Source organism: Paenibacillus sp. ALE2 (assembly GCF_054113385.1).
This window is the reverse complement of the sequence record NZ_CM134213.1, coordinates 4,138,652-4,153,613: the sequence shown is the minus strand read 5'-3', so window position 1 is coordinate 4,153,613 and position 14,962 is coordinate 4,138,652. Positions and strand designations below refer to the sequence as shown.

General features: G+C 47.9%; 13 protein-coding genes. 4 read left to right on the top strand and 9 right to left on the bottom strand.

Annotation, left to right across the window (positions count from 1 at the left end):
• Window position 1: 1 nt before the first annotated feature.
• From mutS to ACXHJ1_RS18145, 4 genes are all read right to left on the bottom strand, one after another.
• Complete coding sequence (mutS, locus tag ACXHJ1_RS18160) at window positions 2–2,821, bottom strand: DNA mismatch repair protein MutS (protein ID WP_290409611.1); 2,820 nt, start codon at window positions 2,819–2,821, stop codon at window positions 2–4.
• 109 nt (window positions 2,822–2,930) lie between these two features.
• Window positions 2,931–4,166, bottom strand: a complete 1,236-nt coding sequence (locus ACXHJ1_RS18155) for a putative amidoligase domain-containing protein (RefSeq protein WP_457905002.1) — start codon at window positions 4,164–4,166, stop codon at window positions 2,931–2,933.
• Between the two features lie 125 nt (window positions 4,167–4,291).
• Window positions 4,292–4,849 (bottom strand): outer spore coat protein CotE, encoded by a 558-nt coding sequence (locus tag ACXHJ1_RS18150; RefSeq protein WP_013371552.1) that lies wholly within the window; start codon window positions 4,847–4,849, stop codon window positions 4,292–4,294.
• 126 nt (window positions 4,850–4,975) lie between these two features.
• Entirely contained in the window at window positions 4,976–5,872 is an 897-nt protein-coding gene (locus tag ACXHJ1_RS18145) for a LysR family transcriptional regulator (protein ID WP_025365075.1), read from the bottom strand.
• 115 nt (window positions 5,873–5,987) lie between these two features.
• Between ACXHJ1_RS18145 and ACXHJ1_RS18140 the strand changes: the two genes are divergently transcribed.
• A complete protein-coding gene (locus ACXHJ1_RS18140; protein WP_330719851.1) occupies window positions 5,988–7,304 on the top strand; it encodes an amino acid permease in 1,317 nt (438 codons plus the stop codon).
• A 20-nt stretch (window positions 7,305–7,324) separates the two neighbouring features.
• Here the strand turns inward: ACXHJ1_RS18140 and ACXHJ1_RS18135 are convergent, their stop codons facing one another.
• The 5 genes from ACXHJ1_RS18135 to ACXHJ1_RS18115 all read right to left on the bottom strand — a co-directional run bounded on the left by ACXHJ1_RS18135 (window position 7,325) and on the right by ACXHJ1_RS18115 (window position 12,799).
• Window positions 7,325–8,281: an aromatic acid exporter family protein gene (locus ACXHJ1_RS18135; RefSeq protein WP_013371555.1), complete on the bottom strand. Its 957-nt coding sequence runs from the start codon at window positions 8,279–8,281 to the stop codon at window positions 7,325–7,327.
• Window positions 8,282–8,398: 117 nt separating this feature from the next.
• Window positions 8,399–9,232, bottom strand: a complete 834-nt coding sequence (locus ACXHJ1_RS18130) for an ABC transporter permease (protein WP_019687801.1) — start codon at window positions 9,230–9,232, stop codon at window positions 8,399–8,401.
• A gap of 8 nt (window positions 9,233–9,240) precedes the next feature.
• Window positions 9,241–10,053 (bottom strand): ABC transporter ATP-binding protein, encoded by an 813-nt coding sequence (locus ACXHJ1_RS18125; RefSeq protein WP_016822104.1) that lies wholly within the window; start codon window positions 10,051–10,053, stop codon window positions 9,241–9,243.
• Window positions 10,050–11,138, bottom strand: coding sequence for an ABC transporter substrate-binding protein (locus ACXHJ1_RS18120; RefSeq protein WP_151255617.1), 1,089 nt, complete (start codon window positions 11,136–11,138; stop codon window positions 10,050–10,052). Before ACXHJ1_RS18120 ends, ACXHJ1_RS18125 begins: the two co-directional genes overlap by 4 nt.
• Window positions 11,139–11,281: 143 nt before the next feature.
• Window positions 11,282–12,799: a carboxypeptidase M32 gene (locus ACXHJ1_RS18115; RefSeq protein ID WP_017427606.1), complete on the bottom strand. Its 1,518-nt coding sequence runs from the start codon at window positions 12,797–12,799 to the stop codon at window positions 11,282–11,284.
• 173 nt (window positions 12,800–12,972) lie between these two features.
• Between ACXHJ1_RS18115 and ACXHJ1_RS18110 the strand changes: the two genes are divergently transcribed.
• The 3 genes from ACXHJ1_RS18110 to ACXHJ1_RS18100 all read left to right on the top strand — a co-directional run bounded on the left by ACXHJ1_RS18110 (window position 12,973) and on the right by ACXHJ1_RS18100 (window position 14,961).
• Window positions 12,973–13,536 (top strand): beta-class carbonic anhydrase, encoded by a 564-nt coding sequence (locus tag ACXHJ1_RS18110; RefSeq protein WP_016822107.1) that lies wholly within the window; start codon window positions 12,973–12,975, stop codon window positions 13,534–13,536.
• Between the two features lie 242 nt (window positions 13,537–13,778).
• Window positions 13,779–14,345: a PadR family transcriptional regulator gene (locus ACXHJ1_RS18105; RefSeq protein WP_016822108.1), complete on the top strand. Its 567-nt coding sequence runs from the start codon at window positions 13,779–13,781 to the stop codon at window positions 14,343–14,345.
• A 160-nt stretch (window positions 14,346–14,505) separates the two neighbouring features.
• Window positions 14,506–14,961, top strand: coding sequence for a hypothetical protein (locus ACXHJ1_RS18100; RefSeq protein ID WP_016822109.1), 456 nt, complete (start codon window positions 14,506–14,508; stop codon window positions 14,959–14,961).
• Window position 14,962 lies beyond the last annotated feature (1 nt).

The window sequence follows — 14,962 nt, the reverse complement described above, 5'->3', positions numbered from 1 at the left end:
ATTACAGACCATGGGCCTTATTTTTTAATTCATTTAACAATTGCATTGCCTGTAAGGGTGTCATGTTCATGACATCAGCATTTTTCACCTTCCGCAAAATTTGGCGCACGATCGGATTAGCTTCTACCGTCTCTGGCTGTGGCTTGGAGGGAGCAAGATCCTGCTCTCCGAAAATGGACAGCTGTACCACGTCAGAAGCTGATCGCTCCAACTCACCTGAATCTTCCACAATCTGTAAAGCATCTTCTTTTACCAGGGTGGCTTGCTGTGAACCAGACTGGACTTGTGGTGCTGTATCTCCGTTCGCTGACAATGTCTGGCCTACATATTTTGCGGACATTGGAGAAATCTCTTCTGTCCCTGACGCTGTACGAAGATCAGTCCCTTCCTTCGCTCCTCCTACTGCCTCGGTGCCTGCCGTTACTTGAGCTGCCGCCTGTTCAAAACCATACAGCAGACCATTCGCTCGCTCAATAATGTTATTAGGCAAACCTGCAAGCCGGGCACAATAAATACCATAGCTACTGCTAGCCGCGCCTGGTATGAGCTTGCGCAGGAAATTCACCTTATCGCCGCTTTCCTGCACAGCCATGGAGTAATTTCGCAGCGAAGACAAACCTTGCTCCAAATGGGCCAGCTCATGGAAATGCGTAGATACCAGCGCCTTACAACCAATCGTATCATGTACAAATTCGATGACCGCTTGTGCAATTGCCATCCCTTCGCTGGTGGACGTCCCTCGTCCCAGTTCATCAATAATAATCAAGCTTCGCGGAGTTGCCTTGTCCGTCATGACTTGAATATCCGCCATTTCGACCATAAACGTACTCTGCCCGCCGATGAGATCATCCGCAGCGCCGATCCGTGTGAAAATGCGATCCAGCATCGGCACTTTAGCACGTGCAGCAGGGACAAAGCAGCCAATTTGAGCCATAATCGCAATGAGTGCAACCTGACGCATATACGTACTTTTCCCAGCCATATTCGGACCGGTGATTAGTAGAATATGGGCATCGGCTTCTTCCAACACTGTGTTGTTGGCGATAAAGCCACCATCTTTCATTACGGCCTCCACTACGGGGTGCCGTCCCTGTTCCACTACAAAATCATATCCTGTTGTCAGCTCAGGTTTCACGAATCCACGTTCCGCGCTAACCGTTGCCAGCGACTGATACACGTCGATTTCAGCAACTTGCTCTGCCAGCTTTTGCAAACGGGGAATTTCAGCGTTCAGTTTACCGCGAAGCTCGGAGAAAAGCGTGTATTCCAGATCCACCATTTTATCCTCAGCTTCCAGAATCAGCGATTCCTTTTCCTTCAATTCCGGTGTGATATACCGTTCTGCATTCGCCAACGTCTGTTTGCGTTCATATCGACCTTCCGGTAATGAAGCCAAATTGGATTTGGTCACCTCGATGTAATAACCAAACACTTTGTTGTATCCGATTTTGAGCGACCGAATGCCGGTTGCTACACGTTCCTTGGCCTCCAGCTCAGCAATCCAACGCTTACCGTTCACACTCGCTTCACGCAGTTCGTCCAGACGCTGATGGTAACCTTCCTTTATAAGCCCTCCATCTCTTACGGAAATCGGGGGTTCATCGGCCACTGCTTCCTCAATCAGCGTACACAGGTCTGTACAGCTGTCCAATGTTTGTGCAATCCGTCTCAGCGTATTCGATGGAGATTCAGCGCACAGCTCGCGTAAAGACGGAATTTGAGCCAGAGACAGCTTGAGAGCGATCAAATCTCGTGCATTAGCACTACCAAAAGCGATCCGTCCTACCAAACGCTCCAGGTCGTAAATCTCTTTAAGCTGAGCACGTACATCCTCGCGGAAAATAAACTGGTGGTACAGCTTGTCTACCGCTTCTAATCGTTCCTCAATTAAATTGCTGCTCAACAGCGGTTTGTCGATCCAACGACGCAACAAACGTGCGCCCATGGATGTCTCTGTCCGATCCAACAGCCACAGCAGCGAGCCTTTCTTGGAGCGTTCACGCACCGTCTCCACCAGTTCCAGATTCCGGCGGGTAAATGGATCCAGAATCATAAAATGATTGGGCTCATAGACCGAGATTTGGGTCAGTTGACCTAACGATCTTTTTTGCGTTTCATTTAAGTAGGCAATCAGGCGCGATACGCAACGTCTGCGTTCCTCCGTAAGCCTTGCCCATGTGGCTTCACCGAATTGATCCCGTACCAGATCATCTTTGGATTTGTCCCAGGCCGTATACACAACACGCCGTCCAACAGGCGACATACGAGAGGTCACGAAATCGAGCAAATGACCATCCCCCAACATTTCGGACGGCTCATAAATGTTAATTTCATCTAATAGCCATTCTTTCGAATCAGGTACGGAAGTCACATAGAGTTCACCTGTCGACAAGTCGCATGCCGCCAGCGCCAGCATCCCGTCCGTCTCTGTGACACATACCATGTAGTTGTTGGATTTATCACCCAGCACTTTGCCCTCCATGACCGTACCCGGGGTCACAACACGGACGATATCCCGCCGCACCATTCCCTTCGTAGCTGAGGCTTCCTCCATTTGCTCACAGATAGCCACCTTATAACCCTTCTCAATAAGGCGTTGTATGTAATTTTCTGCTGAATGATAAGGCACGCCGCACATTGGAATTTTCTCCGCGACGCCACCCTCACGACCAGTCAGTGTAATTTCCAGCTCCTTGGATGCAAGAATCGCATCATCAAAAAACATCTCGTAAAAATCCCCTAGGCGGAAAAACAAAAATGCATCTTTAGCCTGCTCTTTTATAGATAAATATTGCTCGATCATCGGTGTATATTTAGACATACCGTTACCTAACCCCCACACTTTGTTCCGTTAATCTTATAATTATCTTTCATTATATCAAAAATGACAGTCGATAACATGAAACCCTCTCGGGTGTTGACACCTGATTTTACGAAAGCTTCCAGTACGGGCGCAAATCCCGTGTTTCATCCCATTGTTTTCCTTGGCGAAGGCTATCCAGCAGCGGCGCTATATAAGCTTCATATTGAGAATAGATCTCTAGTGAAACCATATCTAAAATAACTGGCTCCATATACTCTCTAAGTACAACCTGGTTTCCTTCATAAAAAGCTCTGTGAGCCTCTTCTTCTCCCAAAGGCCTACGCTGCAAACGTGAATATTGGGAAGCGATCAGAAACGCCATCCCAATCACACCTTTCGCCAGCTGTGGCGAGATTAGAAAACTAGGCAGTGTACGATATTCAAAGCCTCCGTAAGACTGACGGCGAAAATCGCCCAAAATGCCATAATGCGGTCTACGCCGAGCCGAGCGCTTATCTTCTAGCAGCGCCAGAGGCAACGCCAAATAGTTATCTAGTGCCCTAAGTAGGGCACCATTTAGCGGAACACCGCTGAAATGCAGGTGTCCGCCCAAGGGAAAACCTGGCTGCGGCATTCCGCCCGCCTGCCAGATAAGCGTGCGGTCGTCAATACGCCGAGCTGCTGTTGCAAAAGCTTGGCGCAGATGCCTCAGCAGACGAGCGGGATCTTCGCTCGGGGCAGGACGAAGCTCAGCGACCGGATACAGCGTTCGCCCTCGGCGGGTAACGGCATCGCAGCCAGCTATGCCTAGTCGACCCAAAAATCTAGAAGCCGGAACAACCCTCCCCTCTGGCATACGAACCAGCACAAATTCGGGGTCCATTCCGATTAATAGTCGCGCGCTCCCCCGTTTCGCTGAAAGTTCCTCTCCCGGAGCATCCTCTTCACGAGCAGCAACTTCGTATAGCGTGGCCAAACGTCTATCGTTCAGCCAGGGCTGTGCCAAGACTTGGCGAATCTGACAATTGCGCTCTCCCAGCGGCGTCAGCACTACCTCACCACTGTCCAAACCGAGTGTATACAACGCACGTACAGCCAGCCGCTCCATCCGGACATAGAGCGGGGATTGAGAATCTAGTTCAGACAAATCATATGTGCTAACTTTGGTAGAACCTTCGAGGGCTCGTCTACGGATTTCCAGTCCCCGCAGTTGATGGATTTGCACCGCGTAGCCGATCGCAAAATCGGCTGTACTCTCATCCAGCCAACGAACCGATATACCTGAACGCTCCAGTCTGCGCATTTTTTCATCATCCGTCATCTCTCTGAAGCGTTTGAGCGCCTGTCCCGGTTGCCGCATCATACTCCCCCTTACCGTTCTACGTACGGACTTTAACGATCCAAAACGACAAAAAAGGAGGGCCTTTGCCCCCTGCGCAATATCAGCCGGCGCAAAGAGTAAAGTGGCCCTCTTTTTGGTCACTCCTGTCAGAGCTCGTCGTCAATGAGGTCGGGGTCGAGCTCCTCATAGTCCCCCTCTTCCGCTCCAAAATCAAAGTCCTTGTCAAAATCGTCACTGCTGCCATACGGGAATACTTCTACAACAATCTTCGTTTCCGCCACCAGCTCCACCGCAAATTCCCGCTCGACCCGGATCATTACGCTGCCACCTCCAGAAGACACACTGGCCTCAACGCAACTTGGCTCCTGTGTAGCTTCGGCGGATACTTCCACTGTAGACGCCCGGTGCTTCGGATCAAGATACGAGAGCGGCACATTTTCTACGTACGACACCGTTTCCTTAGCCACATCGGTCTGCGAGTTTTTATCGTATGAGTACCAAATATTGATATCATACGTCCCGATGACCTCAATGCCGTCTCCAGCCGCCACAGCTTCATACTGGTGGTTGATAATCCATGCTCCCAAAATACTGGTCGGATTATTCGGCGGAGTTACGGTATGGGTTACGGTAGAGAATCTGCGACCTTTACCACAGATCGCTTTGGTAATAATCTCTCTACGATTTTTATGACTTAATGCCATTCTTGAACCTCCTCCATACAATCAATCATTCCATACATATGTATGCAGGTTGTGGGCGAATGTTGAGTGAATAGGCGAAAAGGAAAAAATATTATTTGTATAAGCATATGCCGCCATGGCTTGAACTCATGCACGCCAATGTGTTACATGCTGCTCAACGATCTGTAAAAATTCGCTGAGAGCTGGCGATTTCCACTTTTTCGTATGATAAGCGACCTGAGTAGCCACCTGCTGTTCACTGTCATCCCAGGCTAGACGCGCCATTTTCCCTTCTCGCAACTCATTTTGTACCGTAACTAGCGGAAGCAGCGCAATACCCAGTCCAGCCATGACGCATTGCTTGATGGCTTCAATGCTCCAAAATTCCAGACTAGGGTCTGCAAAAATACCGTGTTTGTTCAAATACTGCTCAAAAAGGATTCGGTACGTACATCCAGCCTCCGTATGCAAAATGGTTTCGTCCTTCAAGTCGGCAGGCTCTACCTGTGTACAGGCAACCAGTGAATGCTTCAGTGGCGCAACCAGCGCCATCGGCTCATGAATAAGCGTGGTGATATTCAGTTCTCTATCCTCAGTCTCAGGTTGAAGCAAAAAAGCCAAATCCAGTTCACCGGAACGGATCAAATCACGTAATTCCCAGCATTCGCCGGGCTTAAGTACAATTTTAACCTTTGGGTACCGCTCTCTGTACTCACGGATCAGACTCGGCAAACGAAAAGCAGCCAGAGACTCTGGTGCTCCTATTTTTAGCGTCCCTGTTAATTCTGTTTCTGAACGAAGCGCATCCTTAGCCATAGCATGCATCTTGGAAATTTCCTGCGCATAGGGCAGCAGGCGTCGCCCGGCATCGGTCAGCATGATTTTCTTGCCAATGCGATCAAACAGCGGCGTACCCAATTCCGTCTCCAGTGTTTGAATTTGAGCAGTAATACTTGACTGCGCATAATCCAGTATACGCGCAGCTCGCGTAAAACTGCCTGCCTCCACCACATTTAAAAAGGTAAACAAATGCCGCGATTCCATAATCCGCTCCTTCAATCGATTTTTCCGATGCAAGCAATCGTAATATTCCGTTTTTCCGATAGATTGATTATCTGATAAGCTGGAGAAAATAACAAGAGAAAGAAGGCCTTTCTGCATGACGAATGAAAATAAACTTCAATCCACTATTGGTCTTCCACAGGCCATTGCGCTCTATATCGGAGCTGTGCTGGGTTCGGGGGTATTGATTGTGCCTGGCCTTGCCGCCCAAATGGCGGGTCCAGCATCGTTGCTGGCATGGGGATTCATGACCCTGCTCATTCTGCCAATGGCGCTTTCGATGGGGCTTCTATCTGCGAAATTTCCAAATGCGGGAGGGGTATCGCATTTTGTGACGTTGGCCTTTTCCCCACGTGCCGGTGCTTATATCGGGTGGTTTTTTCTCATGTCGGTTCCAATTGGGGCGCCTGTTGCCGCACTTACCGGAGCCGGCTATATGACCACAGCTATGGGCTGGGGAGAGGAAAGTCGCATACTGTTGGCCGCTGCTATGCTGGCGGTGGGCCTGATCATCAACTGGATCGGTATGAAGGTTGCCGGACGCATTCAGATTGCCGTCGTTATAGCCATCGTTGCCGTCCTGATATTCGCTATTGCCGCAGCACTCCCTCAGATGAAAACTGTTCACTTTACGCCGTTTGTTCCACATGGCTGGCTTTCTGTCGGCCAAGCAGCTGCGATTCTGTTCTGGTGCTTTATCGGCTGGGAGGCCGTGTCTCATATGTCAGAGGAATTTACCAATCCCGAGCGGTCTGCCGTTAGAGGTGTGACCATTGCAGCCGTCATTGTCGGTTTGCTTTATTTCCTTACTGCGCTTGCTACAGTGGGTACACAAAGTTACCTTGCAGGGGATTCGGATGCTTCGCTCGTTTGGGTAATTAGTCGGGCTATTGGTCCATGGGGCGCGATCATTGCGGGCTTGACGGGTATCTTTATTTGTACCGCTACTATTATTGCTTACGTGGGTGCCGCTTCACGAGTCGCTTATGCTTTATCCCGGCAAGGACAGGCCTTTCGCTGGATGGGCATGTTATCCCAACGTTTTCATACCCCCATCGGAGGCATTGCTTTTCTTAGTGCCTGCTTTGTGATCATTATGGTGTTGTACGGTAGTGGTGCTGTTTCACTCACCAACCTGATCCAATTTCCGAACGCTACCTTCATTCTGACCTATCTAGGGGGTTGTGCAGCAGGAATAAAGCTTCTACGCGGAAGTCGTTGGGGAGTTTCCATTAGTTGGATTTCCTTCATCTCCACGGCAGTTGTTTTCCCCTTTGTTGGGTGGGCTATGCTTTACCCTTGCCTGATCACCGCTGTCTTATGGATCACAGATCGAATTCGGCATAAACGAACTTTCACTCACCCAGGTTCTGCCATTACCGATCAAGAAAAGGCTACTGTCCGTCATGGATAGTAGCCGCTCAGGTCCTTACTCTAATTTTTCACTGGAGTAGGGGCCTTGTCCTTTTTAGCGATTTTCAAATACTGATGAAGCTCATGTGTAAGCTGCAATAATGCCGAACGAATCTCAAATTCCTCCCGAGTTGCGGGAAGCTCCATGGCTTTAAATTCTTCACGAACCTGCTCCAACAGCTTCTCGGTCTGCCCCGTATAATGTCCAGCCAAAACGTCGTTGCTAAGCTGGTCGAACAGCTCGGCCAGAAGCTTGGCCTGCGGCATGTGCTGATACATTTGTGCGATCAACTGCATCATGTTTTGAATCGAATCCAGCTGTTCTTTGCGCATATAAAAATACACATTCCAGCCCTCTTGGGGACGAAGCATTTGATTTTCCAATGAACGACCTGCCTCAGTGACCCCTTTGGTGATCACGCTGTCCGCTTCAATAACTTCCTTGCCATCCCATATGTATGCCGGACTACGCAGCGTGTTGGCCATATTTCTGAAAATAACAGAAAATGTCCGATCTACCTCCTGCCGGATTTGTTGCATTGTATTATCAGAACGCGGCATATAAGCTAAATTGACAACCATCGCAGAACCCAGTCCAATCACCAGCAGAGCCAGCTGGGTCAGCAGCACCTCCATATCAATCACACCGCCGCTGAATACTCGGAAAACTACGACTGAACCCGTGACAATGCCTTCCTTAAAGCCTACCCGTACAATGACCGGAAACGCCGTTAAAATATATAATGCAAGTACCCAATCATGGAATCCGAATACCACAAACAAAACACAAGCAAAAAGAAGTCCCACGACGGATGCAAAAAATCTAGCCGAAATGGTACGGAGACTTCTCTTGCGTGTGACATCCACCCCCAAAATTGCTAAAAGCCCTGCCGAGGTGGCTCCGTGAATGCCTACTCCCTCCGCAATAAGTACGGCCATTAATGCGGCAATAGCCGTTTTAATCGTACGAAAGCCCATGAAAAAATTCTGTCCCCTCTAGATGAAATCTGTTTTCTCATTTTCATAAATATTAAGTATTTCATTTTCATGGTACTTTATTTTCACGTTTTACACAAATATTCAGAAATTTAATAATTACCGATGAGGGCGGCCCGAAAGCAGGCGGTGCTCCACATACACGACTGCCTGATACATCAGTGTAGCTACGACAGCAATGATCAACAAACTGGACATGACCAGCGTGAAATTGAATACCTGAAAACCATAAATAATCAAATAGCCTAAGCCGTTTTTAGCCACCAAAAATTCACCAACAATCACGCCAACCCACGCCATGCCGACATTCACTTTTAGCGTAGAGACAATTGCGGGAAAGGATGCGGGCAAAATTACCTTTTGAAACGTATCACGGCGTGATCCCCCAAACGTGCGAACCACTTTGATCAAATTCGAATCGACTTCCTGAAAGCTGTTGTACACCACAAGTGTCGTAATGATAACCGTAATGGAGAGGGTCGTCATCAGAATCGCGGTAAAACCTGCCCCAAACATGACGATAAAAATCGGACCCAGCGCTACCTTGGGCATACTGTTAAACACGACCATATACGGGTCAAGCACCCTCGACAAAAACGGCGACCACCAAATAAGTACCGCCAGCAGTGTACCGAGCAGTGTGCCTAGCAAAAAACCAGCCATTGTTTCTCCAACAGTGACACCTACATGCCCCCATAATTCACCGCTGACCGCATCCTTGCCAATCTGAGTGAAAATTTTGCTAGGATAGCTAAACAACAGTACATCAATCCACTTCAAACGACCTGCAATTTCCCACAATACAAATAAAAGCAGCAAAATAGCTGTCTGCACACCTGTTACTAACCACTTTTGCAAACGCCTGTTACGCAAATACGTCTGATGCAGTCCTTGAATCCATCGTTGCTCAAGCTGTTCAGCTTCGTTCTTCATACGTTAACTCACTCCTTTGCTCCCGAAGCCTCCAGTTCCCCCCATATTTCATGAAAAAGCTCATTAAAGCCCGGCTGCTCGCGTGCATAAAAAGGCTGGGCTTCCCGGATGGAATCCGGAATTTCAAAGGTACGCCGAATATGACCAGGATTTCGCCCCATCACTATAACCCGGTCGCTGACTGCAATCGCCTCGGCCAAATCGTGCGTGACTAAAATCGCCGTTTTCTCTCGCTCCCGCAAGGTTTGCACAACGAGATCCTCCAGCTGTAGCTTGGTTTGATAATCCAGCGCGGAGAACGGCTCATCCAGCAGCAGCAGTCCCGGATTAGTCGCCAGCGTCCGTACCAGCGCCACACGCTGGCGCATTCCTCCAGACAACTGGGATGGATGCAAATGCTCCTTTCCTCCCAGACCCATGCCTTCCAGCAATAACCGTGTCCGCTCACGCGCAGCTTCATCTACTCTGTTGCTTAGTTCCAGACCTAACAATGCGTTATCCATTATCGTCCGCCACGGGAAGAGATAATCCTGCTGCAACATGTAACCGACCTCAGGGCTCGGGCCACTTACCGGCTGACCTTGCAGCATAACTTGACCTGCCGCTGGACGCAGCAGCCCGGCGATCATAGACAGGATCGTCGTTTTGCCACAGCCGCTTGGACCGACTAAACTGACAAACTCCCCTGTATTTACGGAAAAATCGATATTCTCAACCGCAAGTGAAGCTTCCCGATCTGTTACATACACATGGGTCACTTGCTCCATTCTCACCATCGGGATCGTCACATCCGCAGTGAGACCACTCTGTTCCTCCATCATGGTGAACCTCCAGCATCGACAGCTGTATCCGTAGCTTCAGTTGCGCTCTTTTTCACATCTGTCTCAGTATTCCCGATAGAGTTGGAGGAGATCGCCTGTTTTGCAAAGCTTGAGTTGACCAGCTTATCTAGTGCAACAGGGCTTTTCAGCTCACCTGCCGAGGCCATGACATCCTGTAAATTCTTCCATTCCTTTTCCTCAATCATCGGGTTCATAGCATAGGTACTCTGTTCCTTGTAGCGCTTGATACTACTCGTCAAGACGGCTAATTCTGTATCTTTAAAATAGGGTGTAATTGCTTCGGCGATCTGTTCAGGTGAATGCGCAGCAATCCACTGTTGTGCCCGATATACGGCATTTGTAAATTTCTGAGCTGCCTCGCCATTGGTGTTTAGATAGCTTTGCTTCGCCATATATACCGTATACGGCAACTCGCCACTCTCTACGCCGATGGAGGCAACTACCCGCCCCCGACCTTCCTTTTCAAAAATAGATGCCTGTGGCTCAAACAGCTGTACGTAATCCCCTGTACCTGAGCCAAAAGCAGAGGCGACATTGGCAAAATCAATATTTTGAATCAGCTTCAGATCCTTATGAGGATCAATGCCGTGTTTGCGAAGCGTAAATTCAAGTGACATTTGTGGCATTCCGCCCTTGCGTTGTCCCAGAAAATTTTGTTGTTTCAGCTTTTCCCAGTCAAAGCTATCCTGCGTTTGCCGAGCAAACAAAAAGGTTCCGTCCTTCTGTGTCAGCTGGGCGAAATTAATGATAGGGTCCTCTGCTCCTTGCTGATACACATAAATAGATGTTTCTGCGCCGATCAGCGCGATATCCGCCTGATTGGACAACAACGCCGTCATCGCCTTGTCTCCCCCAGGGATCGTAGCCAGCTGAACATCCAGTCCCTCCTGAGCAAACATCCCCTGGCTCAAGGCTACATACTGCGGCGCATAAAAGACCGTACGGGCTACCTCGCCAAGTCTGATCTCAATCGTTTGTTCCCCTTTGGGGGCACACCCACTGAGCAACAGTAATCCGAGTAGTGCCGCAGCCACCACTGCTTTGAAACGAGTGCCGTTTTTCATCCTTGTTCCCTCCCCACCTTTTTGCATCGTTGACTTCATATATTGTTATGCGGCTGTCGATATAATGGTTAATCGCACACAAAAACCCCGCATTTGCCTAAGAACGCGGGGTTTTTGTGTGTGATTATATAACAACTTCTAAATCACAGCTTGTATATGGATGTATATTTCTCTTCCAGATAGTCGGCGAGATAATCGGGATTCAGATCCTCACCTGTAATGGCTACAATCAACTCAGACGGCGTCCGACTCTTGCCGTAACGGTAAATCCGTTCTGTCAGCCATTGCTTAATCGGCTCCAGCTCACCAGCAGCAATCAGCTCATCTAGGTTCGGCAGCTCTTTGCGCAGAGTCGCCAAAATTTGCGCTGCATACATATTGCCAAGCGAGTAAGAAGCAAAATAGCCAAAGTCACCACCGGACCAGTGAACGTCTTGAAGTACGCCCAGTCCATCGCTCGGGGGAAGAAGTCCCAGGTATTCTTTATATTTTGCATTCCATACCTCAGGGAGACGCTTTACATCCAGCTTTTCATTAAATAGCATTTTCTCAATTTCATAGCGGACAATAATATGTAAATTATATGTCAGCTCATCCGCTTCAATACGAATCAATGAATTTTCCACGCGGTTGACTGCCCGGTAAAATTGCTCAGCCGTGACCTTCGCCAAACGATCAGGAAAATGCTTTTGCAGATCATCGTAATACCGATCCCAGAAAGCACGACTGCGTCCGATTTTATTTTCCCACAAGCGGGACTGGGATTCATGTATCCCCATAGAGGTTCCTCCGGACAGTAGTGATCCTGCTAGCTCAGGAGCAATATTTTGTTCGTACAGTGCATGCCCTCCTTCATGCAGGGAGCTGAAAATAGCACTGGTTACATCATCTTGCAAATAATGTGTTGTTATACGCACATCACCTGGATTTAACCCTGTCGCAAAGGGATGCACACTCTCATCCAAACGACCTGCGTCAAAGTCATAACCCATCTGACCTAAAATGAACAGACTGAACTTTTCCTGCTGCTTTACATCAAATACACCGTCTAAAAAGCTTTTATCCGGCTGATTGGGTGAAGCCTGAATTTTAGACAATAGGGGTACAAGGCGCTTTTTGAGACGATCAAAAACCGCATCCAGCTTTTCAACCGTCATCCCTGGCTCATATTGATCCAAAAGTGTGTCGTACTCTGTATCCTTAACCCCCCAGTAACCGATAAACTCGCGCTTCATGTCTACGATTTTAGACAAGTACGGTTCGAATCCGGCAAAGTCGCTATGTTCCTTTGCTTCCTCCCACTTGCTTTCCGCCTGAGCCGCTAAAATGCTATACTCCCGGTAGCGGTCTGCCGGAACCGAACGATTCAGGTCATAATTTTTGCGACATTCCTCTACCAGTCTGCGATCATTGTCTTCCAGTTGCTCCAGCTTGTCTTTTGCGGCAAAAAATTGCAGCAACTGCCCCATTTCATCCGAGATCATCAGCTTGAACATTTCCGTGGACAGCATGCCCAACGTCTCCGACCGGATGTCAACGCCCTTGCGTGGAGCGCCTGTCCGTAAATCCCAGTGCAGCAAGCCGACTGCTTCGCCGTAACCACTGATTTTGTGTGCAATTTCCTTTAAAGCCGTCCATTGATCCAACGTTTGTTGCTCCATAATTAGGGACACCTCTTTAACTTAAAATGGTTAAAATTTTTAGATATCTATACTTGATGATAATTATATTAAAAAGTATAATCAACACACAACATGTACGACCAGCTCCTAATACCTGGATCAAACGTTGGGCGGTACATATTAAACTTTATTAGAATCTGGAGGGAACAATCGTGGATCACATCCAAGAAATTTTAGAGTACAATCGTGTTTTCGTAGAAAACAAAGAATACGAGGCCTATAGAACAGGCAAGTTCCCTAATAAAAAAATGGTTATCATAACCTGTATGGATACGCGGCTAACGGAGTTGCTCCCCAAAGCCATGAACCTGCGTAACGGTGATGTCAAAATCATCAAAAATGCGGGTGCAATTATTTCACAGCCTTTTGGAAGCGTAATGCGCAGTGTGCTAGTCGCTCTATACGAGCTTGGAGCAGACGAAGTGCTCGTTGTAGGTCATTATGAGTGCGGTATGGCTGCATTAAACGCTGATCACATGGTTAATGAAATGCTTGATCGCGGAATTTCGCAGGAAGTGCTGAGTACATTGGAGAATTCAGGTATTAAGCTGAATAAATGGTTAAAAGGTTTTGACAACATTGAAGAAGGGGTACAAACTACAGTGAAGCTTATTAAAAACCATCCCCTTCTCCCTCCGAATACGCCCGTTCATGGCATGGTAATACATCCAGATACAGGAGCGTTAACACTTGTTGTTGATGGGAATAACCAGTAAACACTATATCTAGTTACCGGGGTAGTTCAGGCGCGTACATACGTGCTTAAACTACCCTGTTTCTATGAAAAAAAGCACATATACATACAGAATGCCCCCAGCTAATTTTGGCTAACCTGTGAACGACCAGTGTGAAAGTTGTCAAACCATACAGTTTCAGTGTACACTTTTTATGAAGCCGCAGATGATCTGCCGCAGAGCTGTTACAACCGTCACTAAGATGGATGAAGGAGATAAGATATATGAATTTACTATCGTATGGTCTGTTGGGGCTACTCGCCAGAGAGGAATCCTCCGGCTATGATCTGATGCTGCGTATACAGCCTTTTTGGCAGGCCAAGCACAGTCAGATCTATCCGCTACTGGCCCGTATGGAGAGCAAGGAACTGCTAGCCTCCCGATGGATTCAGCAATCCGACAAGCCTGATAAAAAAATGTATACCATTACCGACAAGGGAATCCATATGCTTCAGCAATGGTCTCAGGAAACGTTAGCTGCTCCGGTTACACGGGACGAATTAAGCCTTCGATTATTCTGTCTCTGGTTGACGGACAAAACGAGCGCCAATCGTATGCTGGAAGAACGTAAACGTTATTTTATTCAGAAAATCCAGCATCTAGAGGATATACTGAACGACATTCCCGCAGAAAATTTACACTTTGGCAGTAAGAATTTCGGTGACTATATTTTAGTGCAAAAAGGGCTTTTAAATGCTAGAGCAGGCCTGGAATGGTGCCAAATGGTGCTGCGCATGCTGCTTGCCGGTGATGTCAGAGCAGACACGAATCCGTTTTTACTTAAACCCTAAAGCTGAACGTTTTTATCAATCCGTGTATGGGATTTATGTACGTTATCGTTTAATTTTTTAAAATTTAAAATTCTTTAAAACCCTTTTCCATGCTATATCGTATTACGGGTAAGCGGTTGTTTGACCTATAACACAAATTACTAAGGGGGATTATATTTACATGAAAAAGACATTCACTTTGAAAAATATGATGATGCTGATGATGGCTTTCACCCTACTCATTGCTATGATCGCACCATCTACAGCTGATGCAAGGCGTGGTGGCGGATTTAAATCCGGACCAAAATCATACCAATCTACACCAAGCAAAGCGAATGACAGCAGCGGCATCAATAAGTCTGATAGTGGAACTAAATCTAGTGCTACTACGGGCAACACAAGCAGAACCGGTGGGTTCCTTGGTGGCGGTGGCGGGTTCCTCAAAGGTATGATGCTGGGCGGCTTGGCTGGTATGCTCTTTGGCGGATTGTTCGGCAACATGGGTGCATTGGGTAGCTTGCTTGGTCTGGTCGTTAACGTTCTAGCTATTTATGTTCTGATTATGGTTGGTGTAGGTATCTACCGAGCTATCAAAAATCGCCGTAGACCAGATGATTCTCGTGGAGGACGTTACTAAG

Bases quoted from the DNA above. Each gene is read 5' to 3' on its own strand.
- ACXHJ1_RS18100 (WP_016822109.1), top strand. From the start codon at position 14,506: ATGAAAAAGACATTCACTTTGAAAAATATGATGATGCTGATGATGGCT.
- ACXHJ1_RS18140 (WP_330719851.1), top strand. From the start codon at position 5,988: ATGACGAATGAAAATAAACTTCAATCCACTATTGGTCTTCCACAGGCC.
- ACXHJ1_RS18135 (WP_013371555.1), bottom strand. From the start codon at position 8,281: ATGGGCTTTCGTACGATTAAAACGGCTATTGCCGCATTAATGGCCGTA.
- ACXHJ1_RS18125 (WP_016822104.1), bottom strand. From the start codon at position 10,053: ATGATGGAGGAACAGAGTGGTCTCACTGCGGATGTGACGATCCCGATG.
- ACXHJ1_RS18120 (WP_151255617.1), bottom strand. From the start codon at position 11,138: ATGAAAAACGGCACTCGTTTCAAAGCAGTGGTGGCTGCGGCACTACTC.
- ACXHJ1_RS18115 (WP_017427606.1), bottom strand. From the start codon at position 12,799: ATGGAGCAACAAACGTTGGATCAATGGACGGCTTTAAAGGAAATTGCA.
- ACXHJ1_RS18145 (WP_025365075.1), bottom strand. From the start codon at position 5,872: ATGGAATCGCGGCATTTGTTTACCTTTTTAAATGTGGTGGAGGCAGGC.
- ACXHJ1_RS18150 (WP_013371552.1), bottom strand. From the start codon at position 4,849: ATGGCATTAAGTCATAAAAATCGTAGAGAGATTATTACCAAAGCGATC.
- ACXHJ1_RS18130 (WP_019687801.1), bottom strand. From the start codon at position 9,232: ATGAAGAACGAAGCTGAACAGCTTGAGCAACGATGGATTCAAGGACTG.
- ACXHJ1_RS18155 (WP_457905002.1), bottom strand. From the start codon at position 4,166: ATGATGCGGCAACCGGGACAGGCGCTCAAACGCTTCAGAGAGATGACG.
- mutS (WP_290409611.1), bottom strand. From the start codon at position 2,821: ATGTCTAAATATACACCGATGATCGAGCAATATTTATCTATAAAAGAG.
- ACXHJ1_RS18105 (WP_016822108.1), top strand. From the start codon at position 13,779: ATGAATTTACTATCGTATGGTCTGTTGGGGCTACTCGCCAGAGAGGAA.